Here is a 21,454-nt window from a genome sequence, read left to right as displayed (position 1 = left end):
GAACTTTGATGTGGTCCCACCCTAGACGATGCAGGACCGGGCGAACGACGGCCAAGGCTCTGCATCGCCAATATACAGGGTTTCAAAAACCTGCAATGGCGTTCTTTGCCCATCCGTTGAGCGTCCGGTTATCATACTTCAACTGCCTTGACTACACGCCTCAATTCGCTCCGGAAACGGCCGTTGCCGCTTCCACCCCGCCCATGTGGGCAGTGCGGAACGGCGCGTCAGATCATGGCCATGCCGCCGTTGACGTGAAGGGTTTGGCCGGTGACGTAGGCTGCTTCGTTCGAACACAGGTAGACGGCGGCAGCCGCAATGTCCTCGGGCGTCCCCAGGCGGTTGGCCGGAACCTTGGTCAGAATCGTCTCTCGCTGCTTGTCATTGAGTGCATCTGTCATCGGCGTTTTGATGAAGCCGGGCGCGATGCAGTTGGCGGTGACGCCGCGCTTGGCGTATTCGGCGCCGAGCGTCTTGATCATGCCGATCAGGCCCGCCTTCGAGGCGGTGTAATTGCCTTGCCCGGGGTTGCCTGTCACGCCGACCACAGAGGTGATGGCGACGATCCGGCCGAAGCGCTTGCGCATCATCAGCTTGGTGGCGGCCCGCGCCAGTCGGAAGGTCGCGGTCAGATTGACGTTGATAACCTCGTCCCAATCCTCGTCGCGGAGCTGAACGAACAGATTGTCACGCGTGATGCCGGCATTGGCGATGAGAATGTCGACCTGGCCCATAGCCGCTTCGGCAGCCGGCACCAGCGCCTCGACCTCGTCGGCCTTGGAGAGGTTGCAGGGCAGCACGAAGGCACGCTCGCCGAGCTTGCCGGCCAGCTCATCCAGCACTTCCTTGCGCGTTCCAGAGATCGCGACGGTGGCGCCCTGCGCGTGCAGCGCCTGCGCAATCGCCCCGCCGATGCCGCCGGTCGCGCCGGTGACGAGCGCCTTTTTGCCAGTCAGATCGAACATCGAAACAACTCCTCCAAAGCACGATCCGGAAAACTGTGCAGCGGTTTTCCGGACAGATCGTGCGCAAACTCAAGCCTGCTTGGCAGCGGCCAATGCATCCTTGGCGGCGGCAATATCGTTGGGACCACCGACTGCAACGCCGACGGCGCCGTCGGCGATGCGCTTGACGAGACCCGTCAGCACCTTGCCGGCGCCGATCTCGAAAAAGCGGGTGACGCCCTGCCCTGCCATATAGGCAACCGACTCGCGCCAGCGCACCGTGCCGGTGACCTGCTCGATCAGCCGGCGACGGATCTCGTCGGGATCGGTGATGGCAGATGCCAGCACGTTCGACACCAGCGGCGCGGCAGGCGCCTTGATCGTGACCCTGGACAGCGCGTCCGCCATCGCGTCGGCCGCGGGCTGCATCAGCTGGCAGTGGAACGGCGCGGACACGGGCAGCAGCATCGCGCGCTTGGCGCCCCTGGTCTTGGCAAGCTCGACGGCGCGATCGACCGCGGCCTTGTCGCCGGAGACGACCACCTGCCCGCCACCATTATCGTTGGCAGCCTGGCAGATCTGGCCCTGCGCCGCCTCCTTGGCGACCTCCATGGCCGCCTCGTAATCGAGGCCGAGCAGCGCGGCCATGGCACCGGCCCCAACAGGCACGGCCTTCTGCATTGCGAGACCGCGGGTGCGAAGCAGCCGCGCGGTGTCCGAGATCGTCAGGCTGCCGGCAGCAGCCAGCGCCGAATATTCGCCAAGCGAGTGGCCGGCCACAAAGGCAGCGTCCTGCCCCACGGAAAAGCCAGCCTCGGCCTCCAGCACGCGCAGAGTAGCCACAGATACCGCCATCAAGGCCGGTTGGGCGTTCTGGGTGAGCTGCAGGGTCTCCGCGGGACCCTCCCAAATGATCGCCGTCAGCTTTTCTCCAAGGGCTGCATCGACCTCGTCGAACACGGCGCGCGCCACCGGAAAGGCGTCGGCCAAGGTCTTGCCCATCCCAACAGCCTGGGAACCCTGCCCCGGAAATGTAAATGCTGCCGTCATTCGGCGCTCCCCTGGATCGCTCAAGCCCTATGAGAACCCGGCAGCCGATGACGTCCGGCCCGAGCCTTGGTTCCCGACCATGCTCCGAAAGGGGCCGTAGACCCGGCCAGGGCCAAAATGTCAAGCTGAGTTGGGCACTTCGCCCGGCAATCACCTGGGGATGCGGCCCCTAGAAGCCACCGTTGGTCTGATTGGCATCGACCGCCGCCCCCGCCTGCGCACGACGCGCGCTGTTCACCAGCTTGCCGGGACCGTCATCGCGATCGGGCTTCGCGGTCGCGAGCCGCAGCACCGCGGCGTAGCCCGGCTGAACCTCCATCCGGCCTGCATGGCGGCTCTCGCTGAGCAGGCGATGGACCTTCGGAAGATTGTAGCAGGGCACGTAGAACAGCAGATGATGTTCGAGATGATAATTCACGTAGTACGGCGCGATGAACAGACGCTCCAAGACGTTCGCATGCGTCGTGCGGGTGTTACGCAAGGGATCGCCGCTGTCAGGCACGACAGCGTGCTCGGCGATGTTGCGGATGCGGGTGATGACCATCATCCAGGTGAGCAGCGGCATCAGCCATAGCAGCGGATAGGCCCACCACGCGCCCGCGACCGCGAGGCCAGCGAACATCGCGGCGTTGACGAGGCATTGCGGACCAAGCTTGTCCCAGAAATGCGCGGCGCGCTGACGCCAGGGCCAGTCCTTCGGCCCGAGCGCGTTGAGCAATTGCGCCTTGCGCTGCTGGTAGCCGGTCTGCCCGGTGATGTCGCGGATGAACTTGCGGCGGTAGCTCAGCCTGGTGATCGGAAATGGCGCCGACAGCACGAGATCAGGATCGTCCTGCTGCTGCGTGCGCGCATGATGCTGCAAATGATAGCGCCGATAGCTGCGCGTCTCCGCAAAGATCGGATAGGCGCAGAGCCACTGGCTCAGCGCGAGGTTGGTTTTCTCGTCAGCAGACAGGCAACCATGAGCGCCGTCATGCATGAGGATTGCCAGGCCAAGTTGGCGTGAGCCGATGATGGCGACGGCGAGACTGTAAATGATCGGATTGGGCCACCACGCGACCAGCGCGATCGCGCCAAAGATCAGCGCCCAGGCGTGCGCGATCATCACGATACCCTTCCAGGTCACGCGCTGACGGACATCGGCGAGTTGCTCATCGGTCAGGAAATCGCGGGCACGCATGCGAAGCGCGGTCATGACCTACCCCTGTTCGTTCGGACCGTCGGATGTATCGCGCTCGTCGACGAGACGAAGGCGGGTCGTGTCACCTGTAGATTTCGCCTGCTCGCCAAGCACACGCAGCATTTCGGCGCAGAGCGCCTCGGGCGAGCGGCCCATGGCGCAGCCTTCGAGAATGGTTCCGATGGCGACGGCCCAGAACCGCCGCGAGCTGTCGTCGGGCGCGCGGAGCGAACGCCAGCCGTGGCGCGCCACCTGGCCCGCATAGGCCCGCGCGCCTTCAGAGTGCAGGCGCTCGATGGTGCGCTCGACCAGCGGCGCAAGATCCTGGCGCCGCCGCGTCAGCGTCAGCGCCTCCGCGAAGAAGGCGATCGAGTCGCTCGCCGTCACCGTCTCGGCCAGCGCGTGAGTGTATTCCCGCGGCGTATGAGCCTTCAGCGCCGCTTGCTCGGTCGCGCGCGCCAGATACAGGAGATCACGGCAGGCGCATTCGACGAACAGCGCCTCCTTGGTACGGAAGTAATAGGTGATCTGGCTCGGGAATGCGTCTGCGGCGGCTGCGATGTCGGTGATCGCGGTGCCCGACAGCCCCCGCGCGCGAAATAGCGGGCTCGCGGCGTCCAAGAGCAGGGAGCGCATCTTGCGGCCGGCCGAACGCGTCGCCCGCGCCGCATGCTTCGGGTCGCCAGCCGCCTCGAGCGGCTCATGGACCGACTTTTCCGCCATCGAGGTCCTCCGTCCGATCTATTTGTATGACATACAAACAAACAATTCAAGGCGAATGAGGCGGGGCTGGACCTGCCTGGGCCAGCCCACCGGGACGACCTGGGCCAAAAACTCGGCCTCAAACCTTGCCAAGCCGGCCAAAATCCTTATAACGCGCGCATCCGCAGACCCCGGCCGGGAGCTGAACGGACGGTCTCAGCAAATCCTCAGTGATTTTGGTGTGGCAGGGCCAGTCGGCCCGTCGTCCCGTGTTTCCGCCTTCTGAGCTTAATCCCAGAGTCCTTTCCGAAGGTCTCCTAAGGGCTTGACGCCGGGCAATGCGCCAACACGAGGAAAGGACCACAATGGCTCTCTATGAGCATGTTTTTCTCGCGCGCCAGGACGCGAGCGCGCAGCAGGTCGAAGAGCTGACTGCGCAGATGACCGGCATCGTCGAAGGTCTCGGCGGCAAGGTCACCAAGACCGAGAATTGGGGCGTTCGCTCCCTCACCTACCGCATGAACAAGAACCGCAAGGCGCACTTCGTGCTGCTCAACATCGACGCACCGTCCGCGGCGATCGCCGAGATCGAGCGCCAGGAGCGCATCAGCGAAGACGTGATCCGCTATCTCAGCGTCCGCGTCGAAGAGCTCGAGGAAGGCCCGTCCGCGATGATGCGCAAGGCCGACCGTGATCGCGAGCGCGACGACCGTGGCGGCGGCTTCCGCGGTGAGCGCGAAGGCGGTTTCCGTGGCGACCGCGAAGGCGGTTTCCGTGGTGGTGATCGTGACGGTGGCTTCCGCGGCGATCGCGGCCCGCGCCGTGGGCGCGACGAAGCTGAAACGACGGATGGGGAGTAAGAACAATGGCTGAAGCTGGTGCACGCCGCCCGTTTTTCCGTCGCCGCAAGAGCTGCCCATTCACGGGAGCCAATGCGCCGAAGATCGACTACAAGGACTCCAAGCTCTTGATGCGTTATGTCTCCGAGCGCGGCAAGATCGTGCCGAGCCGCATCACCGCAGTGTCCGCGAAGAAGCAGCGTGAGCTCGCCCGCGCCATCAAGCGCGCGCGGTTCCTGGGCCTCTTGCCCTACGTCATTCGCTAAGACGAATTTCGACCGGCGGCGGTTTCACGTCGCCGGTCGTGACTTTCTGTACTCATAAGGCTTCCGGGTCGTCCGGTCGCCGATGGTTGGGGCCGAAGCGCCTCTAACCGCTCGAAGGGAGCGGGACAGCTGATGATGGTATTTGGACTGATCGCCCTGATCGCCGGCGCTGCGTCGGCGCTGATGTTCGCCTCGATCATTTCGGGCGCGCTGATCTCGCTCGTCCTGGTTTATCTTGCTCCACTGCCCCTGATGCTCGCCGCGATCGCCTGGGGGCCGTTCTGCGGCGCGATTGGCGGTCTCGTCGCGACGATTCTGATCGCCGGCGCGCTCAGCCCACCGCTCGCGCTCGGTTATGGTCTCGCGTTCGCGTTGCCGGCCTGGTGGCTTGGACATCTCGCCATGCTGGGAAGGCCGCACGTTGACAGCGGCGCCGGCGACGATGCGGCCCCCCCTCGCGTCGAATGGTACCCGCTTGGACGAATCCTGCTCTGGATTGCGGCGCTCGCGGCGCTGCTGACCGCAATATCCCTGTTTTCGCTGGGAAGTGACGAGTCCGCCATCAGCGAGGCCATGCGCAGCGGCTTCGCCAAGATTCTTTCGCTGGTCACCGAGACCACGGTTCCCGAGAGTGATCCACGCGTCGGCGTCATGGTCGCAGTGATTCCGGTTCTGGTCGCCGCATCGCAGATGGCGACTCTGATCTTGAACCTCTGGCTCGCCGCAAAGGTCGCGGCTGTGTCGGGGCGATTGCACCGGCCGTGGCCGGATCTCAGCAGCACGAGCTTGCCCCCGATGACCCTCGTGGCACTCTGCGTCGCGCTTGCCTTCAGCTTCTTGGGCGGGATGACCGGCACTCTCGCGGTCGTCGTCACGACCGTCCTGATGATGGCTTTTGCGCTGGTCGGCCTCGCCGTTCTGCACACCGTCACGCGCGATCTCGCCAATCGCGGATTCTGGCTCGCGGCCGTCTACGCCGTGATCCTCATGTTCAGCGTGAGCCTGGTCCTGCTGACCGCCCTAGGGCTCGCGGACGCCGTGTTCGGCGTCCGCGAGCGCTTCCTGCGCAACCGGCAACCGCCGCCATTGCCGACATCTTGAGTTAAACCCCGAAACTGAAAACCCAGAGCACTTCAAAAGGAGAAAGAATATGGAAGTCATCTTGCTGGAACGCGTGAGCAAGCTCGGCCAGATGGGCGAAGTCGTGAAGGTTCGCGACGGCTATGCCCGCAATTTCCTGCTCAAGCGCGGCAAGGCGCTGCGTGCCACCGCCGACAACCGCGCCAAGTACGACGGCATGAAGGCCGATCTCGAAGCTCGCAATCTTGCGTCGAAGGGCGAGGCGTCCAAGGTCGCCGAGAAGATCGAGGGCAAGAACATCATCGTGATCCGTCAGGCTTCGGAAGCCGGCCAACTGTTCGGCTCGGTCACGGTGCGTGATGTCGTGATGTCGTTCGAGGCTGATGGCGTTTCGCTGTCCCGTCCGCAGGTCCAGCTCGATGCGCCGATCAAGACCATCGGCAAGCACTCGATCACTGTCGCTGTGCACCCCGAGGTCGAGGTCGAGGTCACCGTCACCGTTGCGCGCAGCCAGGACGAGGCCGAGCGCATCAACCGCGGCGAGGACATCTCCACCCGCAACGAGGACCGCGACGCGGCCGCAGAGGCAATCGCCGCCGCTGGCGAGTTCTTCGATCCGGAAGCCCAGCACGACGACACCGCGCCGGCTGCGGAAGAGACCGAGAAGTAAGCCTCGCATTGGCGCAGGCTGCGAAGCCCGGCTGCCTCAGGCAGCCGGGCTTTCTGTTTTGGGGGGCGACAACCTCGCTCGGCGCCAGATTACAGCTCGAGCGATGGTCCAAACCACGAAGGCCGCGCTAAGCGCGGCCTTCTCAAATCAATGAGACAAATCGCTTATCGCGAGATCGGCGGAGCCGGCGGGCCGGAGGACTCCGCCGGTGCCGAGGATGGCGCCGCGGCGGCTGCAGGCTCCGCCGGCTTGGCTACCGGCTCGGCGCTGGGCGCGGGCTCGGCTGGTTTGGAAACGGCCGCCTCGGCAGGCCTGGGCGCCGCCTGTTCTGCCGGCTGAGCAGCGGCCGCCGGCGTGGCCGGCGTCACCTGCGGCACCGGATCGGGGCGCGGGGCCGGCGCCGCGCTTCCGCTCGGCTCGACCTTGGCGGTCTCAGGCTTGGGCTCGGCTGGCTTGGTGCTGTCGGGCTTGGATTCCTCGCGACCCGATTCGACCTTCGCGCTGTCGCTCTTTGGTTCAGCTTTGGGCTCACCCCTGGACTCGACCTTGGGCTCACTCTTTGGCGCAGCCGCGTCCCCGGTCTCGGGCTTGCCGCGCTTGCTCAGCCGTTTACCCCTGCGGCCCTCGGGTGGCTGCTCGGTGTTGGCTTCGGGTTGTGCGCTTTCCTTGGCGCCTTCCTCACTCGCCCGGGCCGCGCGCTTCTGGCGGCGCTCATGGGCCGCGGGCGCACCCTCTCCCTCCGGCCTGCCCTCCGGGCTGGTCGCTTCCTGCGAGCGCTGGCGGCGGCCCTGGTGCTCGGGTGCCTGCCCCGGGTTCGTGTTGGCGTCCTTTTCCCTGGCGCCGTCCTTCTTCTCCTTGCCGTCCTTGGCCTGATAACGGGCGTCAGCGGCACCGTTAGAGACGAGATAGGAGGCCAGCACGCCAGCCATGTCAGGGCTGGTGGTGTAGTGCTGACGCAGGAAGCCCGGGAGCGAGCCCGGCGCGACCGTCTTCAACAGCCCCCGCGGGCTCTTGTGACAGGCGGTGCAGGTTTGCGCGAAAAGCTGGGAGGGGGCCTTGCCGGCCTCGAGGTTCGTCGCCTGCGCCAGAACGGCATCGGTGGTGCCGAAGCCAATCAGAAATAGCACCGTGGCGAGGCTGAGCGCTCGGCTCGACATTCCCATCATCTCCATGAAATCCGACAGATACGACCGGCATCCGGCGCGGCGGCGGTCACCTTTTAGCCGATTGCGCTGCGAATGGAAGCGCACTCCATAAGCATGTGAACACGCCATTTTCGAATATCGGCTTTGAACACAGCGCAATAGCGGGGTGGGACGAGGTCGCCTAGATTTGCATGCGAACGCATTGGAACCAATATATTGCCCAGGCGTCGGTATGATGGCCGGGTAGTCGCATCTTTTCGGGTTCGCCCGACAGGTTGGTGCCTATGGACCGCTTGTTGCGTAAGTTCTTGTCCCAATTCATCCGCCGCGGGTCGATGACGGTGACCACGGCGGGTGGCACGACATTCACCGTCGGTGACGGCTCCGGCGAGCCGGTCGAAGTCCGCTTCGTCAACGCCGAGGCGGAACGGAAGGTCCTCATCAATCCCGAGCTCGGGCTCGGCGAGGCCTACATGAACGGAGAATTTGTCGTCGAGCGCGGCAGCATAGCCGATGCCCTCGCGATTCTCCTTGATCAGCCCGAGCTGTTGCCGCACTGGGCGAAGCCCTGGTGGCACCTGCGTTATCTCGTCCGACACCTGAGGCAGTTCAATCCGCGGGCACGCTCGCGCAGCAATGTCGCGCATCACTATGACCTCGACGCGCGGCTCTATTCGCTCTTCCTCGACGCGGACAAGCAATATAGCTGCGCCTATTTCGAGACGCCGGACGCGACGCTCGACGACGCGCAGCTCGCCAAGAAGCGGCACGTCACCGCAAAGCTGCTCGTCAAGCCCGGCCAGCGCGTGCTCGACATCGGCTGCGGCTGGGGCGGGCTCGGCCTCTATCTCGCCGAGATCGCCGGGGCCGACGTCACCGGAGTGACGCTGTCGACAGAGCAGCTGCAGGTCGCCAACGCGCGCGCGGCCGAAAAGGGGCTGATGCGACAGGCCCGCTTTCTGCTCCAGGATTATCGCGACATCAAGGGACCGTTCGACCGTATCGTCTCGGTCGGCATGTTCGAGCATGTCGGAGCACAGTTCTACGGCACGTATTTCAAACGCTGCGCCGAGCTGCTGAGCGAGGACGGCGTCATGCTGCTGCATTCGATCGGCCGCTCGCAAGGTCCGGATTCGACCAATCCCTGGATCGCCAAATACATCTTCCCCGGCGGCTATATCCCCTCGCTGTCGGAGGCGCTGCCTGCAATCGAGGAGGCAGGCCTCCTGGTCTGCGACATCGAGATCCTGCGCCTGCATTATGCCGAGACGCTGAAAGCCTGGCGGGAACGCTTCATGGCGCGGCGCGAGGAGGCCGTGCAGCTGTATGACGAGCGCTTTGCGCTGATGTGGGAGTTCTATCTCGCCGCCAGCGAGATGACGTTCCGCAAGCAGGGCATGATGAACTTCCAGATTCAGCTCACCAAGCGCCAGGGCGTGGTCCCCATGACCCGCGACTATATTGCGCATGAGGAAGGCCGGCTGCGCGCGCTCGAAGGCAGCGCCAGGCCGAAGCTGAAGCTTGCCGGTGAATAGAGTCTAGTGACGCAGCGTTGATATCTGGAGGGAGCGGCAAGACGCCGTAAGCCCCAGCTGCGCGCTCAATCCCGCGATAACCTCGGGTGCGACCGGCTGACGCCGGATTTCGGGCCGCTCGGCATGCTGCATGGCAGCGATCAGCCCGGATAGCCAAAGCCGGCTACCTGCCTCGCTTCGCCAGATCTGGTGCTGCCGTTCTGGCCGCATCGCCTTGTCCTCGTTCCCTGTTGGCGGGTCGTCGGGGATAATCCCCTGCCCGTCCACCTGTTCCGGTCGTACCCGAAAGAATCCGGAGAGGTGTGATCTGGTTCACATTCCTCTCGACCGCCCTGCCTTAGACCGTCGCCATGCGCAAAGAGACCAAAACCTCATTGGACGTTCAGAACGACCTCCGCACGGACTACGCCCTGATCGCCACCGGCGTCGGCGCGGCGGTGATCGCGCTGGTCTACCTCCTGCTGGTCTGAACCGGCACCGGTCGCTCCAACGCGCCGTTTCGCGCGCTTCAAATACGTCTGCAGCTCAACTCGTTAGGTTCACCGTTTCGGGATTATTCCGTGCCGGGATCGCGGCCACTTCCGGTCCGACGCGGGTTCCGCGAAAATCCGTCAAGCGTCCCGAAGGCTGCGGTTGGCAATCATCCACCGCTTTTAAGATCGGTTGATAGTGACGAGCTTTTGCTTCCGCTTTGGTTGTTCGCGGCGCTTTATCCCGGCCCCGCATCCGCCCAAGAAAATTGCTAAGCACGTCCGACCATGGCCCCGACTGATTCGAACGTCCTGAAGCTCGCGCCCGAGCCCGGAACCCCCGCTTACCGGAGCGCACCACATAATATCGAGGCGGAACAGAGCCTTCTGGGCGCGATCCTGGTCAACAACGACGCTTTCTATCGTGTCTCCGACTTCCTGGAGCCGAAGCATTATTTCGAGCCGCTGCACCAGACCATTTTCGAGACGGCAGGCAGCCTGATCCGGATGGGCAAGATTGCGACGCCCGTCACGCTGAAGACCTTCCTCCCCGCCGACACCGACGTCGGCGGCATGACAATCGGCCAGTATCTGGCGCGGCTTGCGGCCGAAGCGACCACCATTATCAACGCCCAGGATTATGGTCGGACCATCTACGATCTTGCGTTGCGGCGTGACCTGATCGGCATCGGCGAGGACATGGTCAACGTGGCCTATGACGCCCCGGTCGATTTCGCGCCGCGAGCGCAGATCGAGGACGCCGAGCGCCGACTCTACGAGCTTGCGGAGTCCGGCCGCTATGACGGCGGGTTCCAGAAATTCTCGCAAGCGTTGGCGGTTGCGGTCGATCTCGCGGCGAAGGCGTTCCAGCGCGACGGAAAGCTGTCCGGCATCTCGACCGGCATGCGCGACCTCGACACCAAGATGGGCGGCCTGCAACACTCCGACCTCATCATCGTCGCGGGCCGCCCAGGCATGGGCAAGACGTCGCTGGCGACCAACATCGCCTACAACGTCGCCAAGGCCTATGTGGGCGAGCTCCAGGCCGACGGCACCATGAAAGCCGCCAATGGCGGCGTGATCGGCTTCTTCTCCTGCGAAATGTCGGCCGACCAGCTCGCCACGCGTATCGTGGCCGAGCGCACCGGCATCCCCTCTTCCCACATCCGCCGCGGCGGCATCTCGGAGGCCGATTTCGACAAGATCCGGGAAGTCTCGATCGAGCTGCAGTCGCTGCCTTTCTACGTCGACGCGACCGGCGGCCTGTCGATCGCGCAGCTGATGGCACGCGCCCGCCGGTTGAAGCGACAGAAGGGTCTCGATCTGCTCGTGATCGACTACATCCAGCTGCTGTCGGGCTCAGGCAAGCGCGCCAGTGACAGCCGCGTGCAGGAAATCACGGAGATCACAACCAGCCTGAAGGCGCTCGCCAAGGAGCTCAACGTTCCCGTGATCGCGCTGTCCCAGCTCTCGCGTCAGGTCGAATCCCGCGACGACAAGCGGCCGCAGCTCTCCGACTTGCGTGAATCCGGCTCGATCGAGCAGGACGCCGACGTCGTGCTGTTCGTCTATCGCGAGGAATATTACCTCGCCATGAAGGAGCCGCGCCCGGGCACGCCTGAACACGAGAAGTGGCAGCTTGACATGAGCCTTGCGCACGGCAAGGCCGAAGTCATCATCGGCAAGCAGCGCCATGGCCCGACCGGCACCGTTGATTTGGCGTTCGAAGCCTCGGTCACGCGGTTCGGCGACCTCGCACCGGACAGTCAGCTGCCGGCACGCAGCGGCAACGAGTACTGAGTTTCTTGAACCCGGCCTGCCTCTTGCGTAAAACGACGCTATGACAATGCGTCCGAGCCGAACATGACCACGCAATCCGGCCTTCTCTCCGCGGAGGCCAATCAGGCTGCCGCGCTCGCTGCCTTCGGCGGCGTGCTCACCGTCGATCTCGACGCCATCATCGCCAATTGGCGCAAGCTCGAGAAGACCGCGGTGCCGGCCGAGTGTTCCGCGGTGATCAAGGCCGACGCCTATGGCTGCGGCACCGCGCAGGTCGCGCAGGCGCTGAACAAGGCAGGCTGCAAGACCTTCTTCGTGGCGACCATCGGAGAGGCGCGCACCGCGCGCGCAGCGCTGCCGGACGCCGCGATCTACGTGCTCGGCGGCTATTTCCAGAACACCGGCGAGCACTACGCGAAAATCAACTGCCGCCCCGTGATCGGCGACCTCAACGAGCTCGCCGAATGGGATGTGTTCTGCCGGCGCACCGGTTGGTCCGGCGGCGCGGCAATCCACATCGACACCGGGCATGAACCGGCTCGGTCTGACGATCGCAGAAGCGCAGGCCATCATTCCTCGCATCAATGCCGGCGATCACGGCATAACACTGGTGATGAGCCATCTGGTCTCGGCCGAGCATCTCAACAGCTCCGTCAACGCCAGGCAGCTCGCAGCCTTCCGCGGCATCGCCAGCGAATTCTCCGGCGTACCAGCGGCCCTCGCCAACTCCTCCGGGATCTTCCTGGGCGCTCCGTTCCAGTTCGACATGGTGCGGCCGGGCGCGGCGCTCTATGGCGTCAACCCGACGCCGGAAGCCGACAATCCGATGCAGCCGGTGGTCGACCTCAAGGCGCGCATCGTGCAGATCCGCAATATCGAGCGGGGCGAGACCGTCGGTTACGGCGGCACCTGGTCCGCGCGGCGGCCGACCAGGCTCGCGATCATCGCGGTCGGCTATGCCGACGGCTATTTCCGTGCCGCCAGCTCCAATGACGGCACCCGCGGCGCCGAGGTGATCGTCGCCGGCAAGCGCTGCCCGGTTGCGGGCCGCATCTCCATGGACCTGATCGCCATCGACATCACCGATCTGCCGCCGAACGCCGTCCGCCGCGGTCACATGGTGACGCTGCTTGGCGAGGGCATCACCGTCGACGAGCTCGCCCACCATTTCGGCACGATCGGCTATGAGGTGCTGACCAGCCTGGGCCGCCGCTACGCCCGCGTCTACAAGGGCGGCGACGTGGTCGAGCCGCTGACGAAACCCGAGCCCGCGGAGCCGAGCGGGCCGCCGCCCTCACCGCCGGCGGTCGAGCAGCCGGCGGCACCGCCGCCGCTGCCGACCTAAAGCCGCACCGGCTACTTCTTTTTCCTGCTGTCCAGCGCCGCCTTGCACGTCGAACTGAGCTGGTCGCGCTTGCCGTTGAGGCAGGCGACGATGCCGCCGCCCGGCGCGATGCCGGCACAGAATTTGTCATAGTCCGCCTTGCATGCGCCGCGCGGATCGGCCGATTGTGCCGAAGTGCTCCCGGAGAACGCGACCACGAATGCAATGGCAGCAAAGCTGAATTTGGACATTGGATCTCCGGCGGACTGAAGGCAGGAGCCGATAGCTCTACATGAAGATTGCGACATTCAACATCAACAACATCAATCGCCGCCTGCCCAATCTGCTGGCATGGATGCGGTCGGCGAAGCCCGATGTCGTCGCGCTGCAGGAATTGAAGGCAAGTGATGGCGAATTTCCGGCAGCGGCCATCGAAAAAGCCGGCTACGGCGCCGTCTGGCGCGGGCAGAAGACCTGGAACGGCGTCGCCATCCTCGCCCGAAATGCCGAGCCGGTGCTGACGCGCGACCGGCTGCCGGGACGGCCCGACGACCTCGAGGCGCGCTATATCGAGGCCGCCGTGCGCGGTGTCATCGTCACCAGCATCTACCTGCCGAACGGCAATCCGCAGCCGGGGCCGAAGTTCGACTACAAGCTCGACTGGTTTGCGCGCCTCAAGCGACACGCCAAGACCTTCATCATGCAGGATCTGCCCGTGGTGCTCGCCGGAGACTACAACGTCGCGCCGACGGAAATCGACATCTATCCGACACGCTCGTGGGACAAGGATGCGCTGATCCAGCCGAAAAGCCGCGCTTCATTCGCTTCGCTTGTCGAACAAGGCTGGTGCGATGCGATCCGCGAACTGCACCCCGAGCAGCGCGTCTACACCTTCTGGGACTACAAGCGGAATCGCTGGTCGCGCGATGCGGGGCTACGGCTTGATCATCTGCTGCTCAGCCGAGCCCTCGTCTGCCGCCTGGCAAGAGCCGGCGTTGACAAGAACGTGCGGGGCGAAGAAGGCGCGAGCGATCATGCGCCGGCGTGGGTGATGCTGCGGTGAGTGGCATCACCACAGATTCTTGCCGTCGATCACGTTGACGGGCACGGCCTCCAGATCGAAATCGTCGAACAGGCGTGCGTTGACGCCGACCTTGGGATTGTCGAAGTCGGGCTTGCCACTCGACCAGTCCGGCGACTCCGAATAGGTGCCGCAGCCGCAGTTCGCACAGTAGTGATGTTTGACGGTGCGGCTGCCCCAGAGGTAGGTCGCAACATTGTCGGCGGGTGACAGCAGGCGAAATTGCGCCGGCGTATAATAGGCCCACAACGCGCCACGTTTGGCGCATAGCGAGCAGGTGCAGCGGGTCACGCTCGAAGGCGCCTCCGTCACCTCGAAAACCGTCTCACCGCAATGACAGCTTGCCTCGATCCGCATGACCCGATCCCCGTTTTGTCAGGAGATTGGTCATAGCCACCCCCTGCTGCCAACATGCTGTCAGCAGCAGAAACGGAAGCCGGGCCCACTCCTTGCCGGCCAATGGCGATGTGGAAGCAGATGTGCCGGCTCCGCGGAGCGTCACTGCGTACCGCACCGCGTCCGGGACACAAGAGCGGCAAAATCCGGCTACACTGACAGCGATTCCCGGGAGCCCCGCGCTTGGCCTTCCTCTTCGTCCTCAGCGTCGGCCTGATCGCAGGCACCATTTCCGGCATCGTCGGCACGGGCTCGTCGATCATGCTGATGCCGGTGCTGGTCTATGCCTATGGGCCGAAGGAGGCCGTGCCGATCATGGCTGTCGCCTCGGTGATGGCGAATTTTTCGCGGATTTTGGCCTGGTGGCGCGAGGTCGACTGGCGCGCCTGCGCGGCCTATTCCGTGACGGGCATTCCGGCCGCGGTGCTGGGCGCCCGAACGCTGTTGGCCCTGCCCTCGCATGCCGTCGATCTGGCCATCGGACTCTTCCTGATCGCAATGGTACCGGTGCGGCATTGGCTGGCGCGGCACGATCTGAAGGCCAATCTCTGGCATCTCGCGATCGGCGGCGCCGTCATCGGCTATCTCACCGGCATCGTGGTTTCGACCGGCCCGCTCAGCGTGCCGCTGTTCCTGTTCTATGGCCTCAGCAAAGGTGCCTTCCTCGCGACAGAGGCGGCCGCCTCGCTTGGCCTCTACTTCGCCAAATCAGTGACGTTCGAGCACTTCGGGGCGCTGACGCAGGACGTCTTCATCAAAGGCCTGATCGCTGGCTCCTCGCTGATGTCAGGCGCCTTCATCGCGAAGCGCTTCGTCATGCACCTGAAGCCCGAGACGTTCCGCATGGTGATGGATGCGATCATGGTTGCGGCGGGGCTCTCCATGCTATGGAACGCCACACAATCCCCCTGACCCCCGATTCACCCCGCCATGGCCAAGAATACGCTTTCGTTCGTCTGTCAGAACTGCGGCGCGGCTTACAACCGCTGGCAAGGCAAGTGCGAGTCCTGCGGCGAGTGGAACACGCTGGCCGAAGAGGACACGACCGGCAGTGTGCCGGTCTCGATCCGCTCCAAGCGCAAGGGCCGCACGTTCGCGCTGGAGAGCCTGGCCGGCAAGAGCCCGGAGGCGCCGCGGATGTCCTCAGGCATGACCGAGCTCGACCGCGTCACCGGCGGTGGCTTCGTGCGCGGCTCGGTGTTGCTGGTCGGCGGTGATCCCGGCATCGGCAAGTCGACGCTGCTGACGCAGGCGACCAGCATGATGGCGCGCGCCGGCCACCGCATCGTCTACATCTCCGGCGAAGAAGCCATTGCCCAGGTGCGGCTGCGCGCCGAGCGACTTGGGTTGTCGGATGCGCCGGTGCAGCTCGCCGCCGAAACCTCGGTCGAGGACATCGTCTCGACGCTGTCGGAAGGCGCCGTCCCGCGCCTGATCGTGATCGACTCGATCCAGACCATGTGGACCGACACGGTGGAATCGGCACCGGGCACTGTGACGCAGGTGCGCGCCTCGGCGCAGGCGCTCATTCGCTTCGCCAAGAAGACGGGAGCCGCCATCATCCTCGTCGGCCACGTCACCAAGGACGGCCAGATTGCCGGCCCCCGTGTCGTCGAGCACATGGTCGATGCCGTGATGTCCTTCGAGGGCGAAGGCTCGCAGCAATTCCGTATCCTGCGCGCCGTCAAGAACCGCTTCGGCCCGACCGACGAGATCGGCGTGTTCGAGATGACCGGGCTTGGCCTGCGTGAGGTCACCAATCCGTCGGAGCTGTTCCTGTCCGAGCGCGATCTCGGCACCCCCGGCACGGCAGTCTTCGCGGGCATCGAAGGCACCCGGCCCGTTCTGGTCGAATTGCAGGCGCTGGTGGCGCCCACCTCGCTCGGCACCCCACGGCGGGCCGTGGTCGGCTGGGATCAGAGCAGGCTCTCGATGGTGCTGGCGGTGCTGGAGGCCCACTGCGGGGTCAAGCTCTCAGGCCACGACGTGTATCTTAATGTCGCGGGCGGCCTGCGCATTCACGAGCCCGCGGCCGATATGGCCGCGGCTGCCGCGCTGGTGTCGTCGCTGGTTAATGCGCAGTTACCCACCGATGCAGTCTATTTCGGCGAAATTTCGCTCTCGGGCGTCATTCGCCCGGTGGCGCAGACCCCGGCCCGGCTCAAGGAAGCGGTCAAGCTCGGCTTCAAGCGCGCCGTGCTGCCCGAATCGGCCCGGGGCGGCGATGCGGCCGGTGACGCCGGGCTGACCCTGAACGCGGTTAACAGCCTGACCACCCTGGTCGCCGAAATCGCAGCCAAAGGCTCCCGCCGCGGCGACGCGCCGCCACCGGCCGAGAAAAATGCCACACCGGCAAGATTCCGCCGTGGAGAGGGGTAGGTGGAGGTGACGTCAAGCGCCCCCGCCGCTATACAGCCGTCACAAAAGCAGCATGGGATTGCGTGGTTGCGGCCTTGCCGGAAGCCCCGTCTGTCCATCATTTAGGGCGGCGGCCAAGCACCGATTCGCTGAGCACCCTTTGAGCGTACGAGCGGACCAGACCAGCCGATGCCAGTAACACTCCTCGACCTGATCCTGCTCGGTGTGATGCTGATTTCGGGCCTCCTCGCCATGGTCCGCGGCTTCATGCGCGAAATCCTCTCGATCGCAGCCTGGGGCACCGCCGCGATCGTGACGCTGTACTCCTTTTCCAAGCTGCTTCCGACCGCCAAGACGTATTTCAACAACGACACCGTCGCGAGCGTGGTCGTGGTCGCCGGCGTGTTCGTCGGGACCCTGGTCGTGGTCTCCGTCATCACGGTCCGGATCTCCGACATGATCCTGGATTCGCGGATCGGCGCGCTGGACCGGACCCTCGGGTTCCTGTTTGGCCTCGCTCGCGGGCTTTTGATCGTCGTGGTCGCGTTCCTGTTCTTCACGTGGCTGGTGCCGGACAAGCAGCGCCCGGACTGGGTCTCGGGGGCGAAGTCCCGCGTGGTGCTCCAGGGAACCGGGGATTGGCTGATGTCCCTCTTGCCTGACGACCCCGAGAACACCATCTTGAAGAGATTCAAGAAAAACAAACCAGATGATGATCAAGCTGATACCGAGCAGCAGCCTTCGGGCAGCGGCGACGGGTACAGTAAACCCGCTCGTGACAGCCTGAAGAAGCTGATCGAGAAACCGGCAGCGCGTTGATTGAGCCCTAAAGAGAGGCGCGGACGAGATGCGACACCCTGACCAGGACGCCCACACGGAACTCGATCCCGGCTCCGCCGCGCTAGAGCTTCAGGACGACCTGGACGGAGATACGGTCCGCGAGGAATGCGGCGTCTTCGGCATCTACGGACATCCTGATGCTGCCGCCATCACGGCGCTCGGCCTCCACGCCCTCCAACACCGCGGCCAGGAAGCTGCCGGTATCGTCTCCTACGACGGTGGCCGCTTCCACAGCGAACGCCGCCTCGGTCTGGTCGGCGACACTTTCTCCCGCCGCGAGGTCATCGACCGCCTGCCCGGCACCATGGCGGTCGGCCACGTCCGTTACGCCACGACCGGCGCCACCATCCTGCGCAACGTGCAGCCGCTGTTCGCCGAGCTCAATGCCGGCGGTCTCGCCGTCGCTCACAACGGCAATCTCTCCAACGGCCTGACGCTGCGCCGCGAACTCGTCAGAAGCGGCGCCATGATGCAGTCGACCTCCGACACCGAAGTGATCCTGCACCTGGTGGCGCGCTCCAGGCGCAGCCGCTTCATCGAGCGTTATATCGACGCGTTGCGCGAGATCGAAGGCGCCTATGCGCTGGTCTCACTCACCAACAAGAAGCTGGTCGGCGCGCGCGATCCGCGCGGCATCCGTCCGCTGGTGCTCGGCGAGCTCGACGGCTGCCCGATCCTGACGTCGGAGACCTGCGCGCTCGACATCATCGGCGCGCGCTTCGTGCGCGACATCGAGCCCGGCGAAGTCATCGTGTTCGACGAGAACGGCCAGGACATCCACAAGCCGTTCCCGCCGATGGCGCCGCGTCCCTGCATCTTCGAATACATCTATTTCTCGCGGCCTGACTCCATCGTCCACGGCCGCTCCGTCTACGAGGTGCGCAAGGCCTTTGGCGCGCAGCTCGCGCGCGAGAGCCATGTGCCTGTCGACGTCGTGGTGCCGGTGCCGGATTCCGGCGTGCCCGCGGCGGTCGGCTACAGCCAGCATTCCGGCGTGCCGTTCGAGCTCGGCATCATCCGCAACCATTATGTCGGCCGCACCTTCATCCAGCCGACGCAGGCGATCCGCGAGTCCGGCGTGCGCATGAAGCACTCGGCCAACCGCGCCGCGATCGAAGGCAAGCGCATCATCCTGATCGACGACTCGCTGGTGCGCGGCACCACGTCGAAGAAGATCGTGCGCATGATGCGCGATGCCGGCGCCAAGGAAGTGCACTTCCGCCTCGCCTCGCCGCCAATCCTCTATCCCGATTATTACGGCATCGATCTGCCGGATCGCGGCGGCCTTTTGGCCGCAACGCATTCACTGGAGGAGATGCGCGAGCTCATCGGCGCCGATTCGCTCGCCTTCCTGTCGATCGACGGCATGTACCGCGCCATGGGCGAGCCCGGCCGCGACCCCGCCAATCCGAAGTTTGCGGATCACTGCTTCACCGGCGTCTATCCGACCCACCTTACCGACCAGACCCAGACCGAGCCGCAACAGCGGCAGCTGTCGCTGCTGGCGGAGGCGAGTTGACGGGTACGTGTAAGGGCTTGTGCGAGCCAGCCACGCCTGTAAAACCCGGGCATGACAAAGCCCCTCGCCAACCGCATCGCTCTCGTCACCGGCGCCTCGCGCGGCATCGGCTTCGCCACGGCGCTCGCGCTCGCAAAAGCCGGAGCACATATCGTTGCAACCGCGCGCACGCAAGGCGGGCTCGAGGAGCTCGACGACGAAATCCGCAAGGTGGGCGGCAGCACCACGCTGGTGCCGCTCAACCTTACCGATTCCGACGGCATCGCGCGGTTAGGCGCCGGACTGCATGAGCGCTACGGCAAGCTCGACATTCTCGTCGGCAATGCCGGCGTGCTCGGCCCCTCCTCACCGGTCGGCCACATTGAGCTGAAGACGTTCAACGACGTCATGGCCGTCAACGTCTCCGCAAATTTCCAACTGATCCGCTGCATGGAGCCGCTGCTGAAGCAATCCGACGCCGGCCGCGCCGTGTTCATCACCTCGGGCGCTGCCAGCAAGGCGACCGCCTATGTCAGCCCCTACGCTGCCTCCAAGTCCGCGCTGGAGACGCTAGCGCGCGCCTGGGCGCAGGAAACCGCGAACACGGCCATCCGCGTCAACCTGTTCAACCCGGGCCCGATCCGCACCCGCATGCGCGCGACCCTGATGCCCGGCGAAGATCCCGCAACGCTCGACACGCCCGAGCAGGTCGCCGAATTCATCGTCCCGCTGTGCACGCCCGACTGGACCGAGACCGGCAAGTTCTACGACTACAAGACTCGCTCGCTGATGAGCTTCCACGCGCCGGCGTGATTGCTTCGGCCACAAAACGCATCCGGAATTTCAAGCTGACCTCGGACGCACTGAAATAGCGCCTGAACGCATCTTACCCAAAGATTAACCGACTGAGGACGCTACGACGCAGCATCATCCGGCTTTAGGCGCATTGCCGCCGTCCCGGGGACAGGCTACGGAATTTGCCGGACCAAGGCTCCGCAAGAGAGCCGTCCGCATATTTGACAATGGAGGAAACCCTTTATGACGACGACGTTCGCGCGCCGCTCAGCGGCCCTTCTCGCCTGCGCCGCTTTCGGTTTTGCCACATCCGCTTTTGCCCAGGATAAGCAAGACAAGACCGTCACCATCGGCGTGCTCAACGACATGTCGAGCCTTTACGCCGACATCGGCGGCCCCAACTCGGTGGTAGCCGTCAAGATGGCGGTCGAGGATTCCGGTCTGCTTGCCAAGGGCTGGAAGATCGAGGTCGTCAGCGGCGATCACCAGAACAAGCCTGACATCGGCGTCAACATCGCGCGGCAATGGATCGACACCCAGAAGGTCGACATGATCACCGACACGCCGAACTCCGGCGTCGCGCTGGCGGTGAGCAACGTCGCCAAGGAAAAGAACGTCGTCCTGCTCAACAATGGCGGTGCCAGCGCCGACCTCACCGGCAAGGCCTGCAACGCCAACACCATCTCCTACACCTACGACACCTATATGCTCGCCAACGGCACCGGGAAGGCGCTGACCAAGGCCGGCGGCGATAGCTGGTTCTTCCTGACCGCCGACTATGCCTTCGGCGCCGCGCTCGAGCGCGACACCGGTGCCGTTGTCACCGCGAACGGCGGCAAGGTGCTCGGCGGCGTCAAGCACCCGCTCAACACCTCGGATTTCTCGTCGTTCCTGCTCCAGGCACAGAACTCCAAGGCGAAGATCGTCGGGCTTGCCAACGCCGGCGGCGACACCACCAACGCAATCAAGCAGGCGGCCGAGTTCGGCATCGTCGAAGGCGGCCAGAAGCTCGCGGCGCTACTGCTCTTCATCAACGACGTGCACTCGCTCGGCCTCAAGACCGCGCACGGTCTGACCTTCACCGAATCCTTCTATTGGGATCTCAACGACGGCACCCGCGCCTGGTCCAAGCGCTTCCAGGAGAAGGTGAGCAACCACGCGATGCCGTCAATGACCCAGGCGGGCAACTATGCCGGCGTGATTCATTACCTCAAAGCGCTTGAGGCGCTCGGCGGCAATCCGCATGACGGCGCCAAGGTCGTCGCCAAGATGAAGGAGATCCCGACCGACGATGCGCTGTTCGGCAAGGGTCCGCTGCGCGAGGACGGCCGCCGGATCATTCCGGCCTATCTGTTCGAGGTGAAGAAGCCGGAGGAATCGAAGGGACCGTGGGACTATTACAAGCTGGTCGCCACCATCTCCGCGGAAGACGCCGCCAGGCCTCTCAAGGACAGCGAGTGTCCGCTGGTGAAGAAATGACCGCGTAGCACTCATCCCGGGAT

At 64.7% G+C, this 21,454-nt stretch carries 20 protein-coding genes and 1 pseudogene; 14 read left to right on the top strand and 7 right to left on the bottom strand.

Features of this window, described 5'->3' with window-relative positions:
- Positions 1-227: 227 nt before the first annotated feature.
- From fabG to ACVW16_RS33530, 4 genes are all read right to left on the bottom strand, one after another.
- Positions 228-965 (bottom strand): 3-oxoacyl-[acyl-carrier-protein] reductase, encoded by a 738-nt coding sequence (fabG, locus tag ACVW16_RS33545; RefSeq protein WP_456703239.1) that lies wholly within the window; start codon positions 963-965, stop codon positions 228-230.
- A 69-nt stretch (positions 966-1,034) separates the two neighbouring features.
- Positions 1,035-1,994 (bottom strand): ACP S-malonyltransferase, encoded by a 960-nt coding sequence (gene fabD / locus ACVW16_RS33540; protein WP_456734931.1) that lies wholly within the window; start codon positions 1,992-1,994, stop codon positions 1,035-1,037.
- 169 nt (positions 1,995-2,163) lie between these two features.
- Complete coding sequence (locus ACVW16_RS33535) at positions 2,164-3,189, bottom strand: fatty acid desaturase family protein (RefSeq protein WP_456703237.1); 1,026 nt, start codon at positions 3,187-3,189, stop codon at positions 2,164-2,166.
- Between the two features lie 3 nt (positions 3,190-3,192).
- Complete coding sequence (locus tag ACVW16_RS33530; RefSeq protein WP_456703236.1) at positions 3,193-3,897, bottom strand: TetR/AcrR family transcriptional regulator C-terminal domain-containing protein; 705 nt, start codon at positions 3,895-3,897, stop codon at positions 3,193-3,195.
- A 344-nt stretch (positions 3,898-4,241) separates the two neighbouring features.
- On the opposite strand from ACVW16_RS33530, the gene rpsF reads away from it, so the two are divergent.
- The 4 genes from rpsF (at position 4,242) to rplI (ending at position 6,731) form a co-directional block, all read left to right on the top strand.
- Complete coding sequence (gene rpsF, locus ACVW16_RS33525) at positions 4,242-4,736, top strand: 30S ribosomal protein S6 (RefSeq protein WP_456703235.1); 495 nt, start codon at positions 4,242-4,244, stop codon at positions 4,734-4,736.
- A gap of 5 nt (positions 4,737-4,741) precedes the next feature.
- Positions 4,742-4,981, top strand: coding sequence for a 30S ribosomal protein S18 (rpsR, locus tag ACVW16_RS33520; RefSeq protein ID WP_007592020.1), 240 nt, complete (start codon positions 4,742-4,744; stop codon positions 4,979-4,981).
- A gap of 132 nt (positions 4,982-5,113) precedes the next feature.
- Complete coding sequence (locus ACVW16_RS33515) at positions 5,114-6,082, top strand: DUF2232 domain-containing protein (RefSeq protein ID WP_456734930.1); 969 nt, start codon at positions 5,114-5,116, stop codon at positions 6,080-6,082.
- A gap of 49 nt (positions 6,083-6,131) precedes the next feature.
- Entirely contained in the window at positions 6,132-6,731 is a 600-nt protein-coding gene (gene rplI / locus ACVW16_RS33510; RefSeq protein WP_456734929.1) for a 50S ribosomal protein L9, read from the top strand.
- 164 nt (positions 6,732-6,895) lie between these two features.
- Here the strand turns inward: rplI and ACVW16_RS33505 are convergent, their stop codons facing one another.
- Positions 6,896-7,888, bottom strand: coding sequence for a hypothetical protein (locus ACVW16_RS33505; protein ID WP_456734928.1), 993 nt, complete (start codon positions 7,886-7,888; stop codon positions 6,896-6,898).
- 272 nt (positions 7,889-8,160) lie between these two features.
- On the opposite strand from ACVW16_RS33505, the gene ACVW16_RS33500 reads away from it, so the two are divergent.
- The 3 genes and pseudogenes from ACVW16_RS33500 to alr all read left to right on the top strand — a co-directional run bounded on the left by ACVW16_RS33500 (position 8,161) and on the right by alr (position 13,005).
- Entirely contained in the window at positions 8,161-9,411 is a 1,251-nt protein-coding gene (locus ACVW16_RS33500) for a class I SAM-dependent methyltransferase (RefSeq protein WP_456734927.1), read from the top strand.
- 758 nt (positions 9,412-10,169) lie between these two features.
- Positions 10,170-11,681: a replicative DNA helicase gene (locus ACVW16_RS33495; RefSeq protein WP_456734926.1), complete on the top strand. Its 1,512-nt coding sequence runs from the start codon at positions 10,170-10,172 to the stop codon at positions 11,679-11,681.
- 63 nt (positions 11,682-11,744) lie between these two features.
- Positions 11,745-13,005, top strand: a pseudogene (alr, locus tag ACVW16_RS33490) (alanine racemase).
- Positions 13,006-13,016: 11 nt separating this feature from the next.
- Here the strand turns inward: alr and ACVW16_RS33485 are convergent.
- Positions 13,017-13,235, bottom strand: a complete 219-nt coding sequence (locus tag ACVW16_RS33485) for a cysteine rich repeat-containing protein (RefSeq protein ID WP_456703228.1) — start codon at positions 13,233-13,235, stop codon at positions 13,017-13,019.
- Between the two features lie 41 nt (positions 13,236-13,276).
- Between ACVW16_RS33485 and ACVW16_RS33480 the strand changes: the two genes are divergently transcribed.
- The gene (locus ACVW16_RS33480) at positions 13,277-14,047 is read left to right on the top strand and encodes an exodeoxyribonuclease III (protein WP_456734924.1); all 771 of its coding nucleotides are present in this window, start codon (positions 13,277-13,279) and stop codon (positions 14,045-14,047) included.
- Between the two features lie 6 nt (positions 14,048-14,053).
- On the opposite strand, the gene ACVW16_RS33475 is transcribed toward ACVW16_RS33480, so the two are convergent.
- A complete protein-coding gene (locus tag ACVW16_RS33475) occupies positions 14,054-14,422 on the bottom strand; it encodes a GFA family protein (RefSeq protein ID WP_456703226.1) in 369 nt (122 codons plus the stop codon).
- Positions 14,423-14,644: 222 nt separating this feature from the next.
- Here ACVW16_RS33475 and ACVW16_RS33470 point away from each other — a divergent pair, with 222 nt between their 5' ends.
- From ACVW16_RS33470 to ACVW16_RS33445, 6 genes are all read left to right on the top strand, one after another.
- Positions 14,645-15,373: a sulfite exporter TauE/SafE family protein gene (locus tag ACVW16_RS33470; RefSeq protein WP_456734923.1), complete on the top strand. Its 729-nt coding sequence runs from the start codon at positions 14,645-14,647 to the stop codon at positions 15,371-15,373.
- A gap of 18 nt (positions 15,374-15,391) precedes the next feature.
- A complete protein-coding gene (gene radA, locus ACVW16_RS33465; RefSeq protein WP_456703224.1) occupies positions 15,392-16,840 on the top strand; it encodes a DNA repair protein RadA in 1,449 nt (482 codons plus the stop codon).
- A 168-nt stretch (positions 16,841-17,008) separates the two neighbouring features.
- The gene (locus ACVW16_RS33460) at positions 17,009-17,638 is read left to right on the top strand and encodes a CvpA family protein (RefSeq protein ID WP_092234672.1); all 630 of its coding nucleotides are present in this window, start codon (positions 17,009-17,011) and stop codon (positions 17,636-17,638) included.
- Positions 17,639-17,666: 28 nt separating this feature from the next.
- On the top strand, positions 17,667-19,178 hold the full coding sequence (purF, locus tag ACVW16_RS33455) for an amidophosphoribosyltransferase (protein WP_456703223.1): 1,512 nt from the start codon (positions 17,667-17,669) through the stop codon (positions 19,176-19,178).
- Between the two features lie 51 nt (positions 19,179-19,229).
- Positions 19,230-19,970: an SDR family NAD(P)-dependent oxidoreductase gene (locus tag ACVW16_RS33450; protein WP_456703222.1), complete on the top strand. Its 741-nt coding sequence runs from the start codon at positions 19,230-19,232 to the stop codon at positions 19,968-19,970.
- A 225-nt stretch (positions 19,971-20,195) separates the two neighbouring features.
- A complete protein-coding gene (locus ACVW16_RS33445; RefSeq protein WP_456734922.1) occupies positions 20,196-21,431 on the top strand; it encodes an ABC transporter substrate-binding protein in 1,236 nt (411 codons plus the stop codon).
- Positions 21,432-21,454 lie beyond the last annotated feature (23 nt).

It is taken from the genome of Bradyrhizobium sp. USDA 4474, from assembly GCF_054057515.1.
The sequence above is the reverse complement of the archived record's forward strand: the minus strand, read 5'-3'. Positions and strand labels throughout refer to the sequence as shown.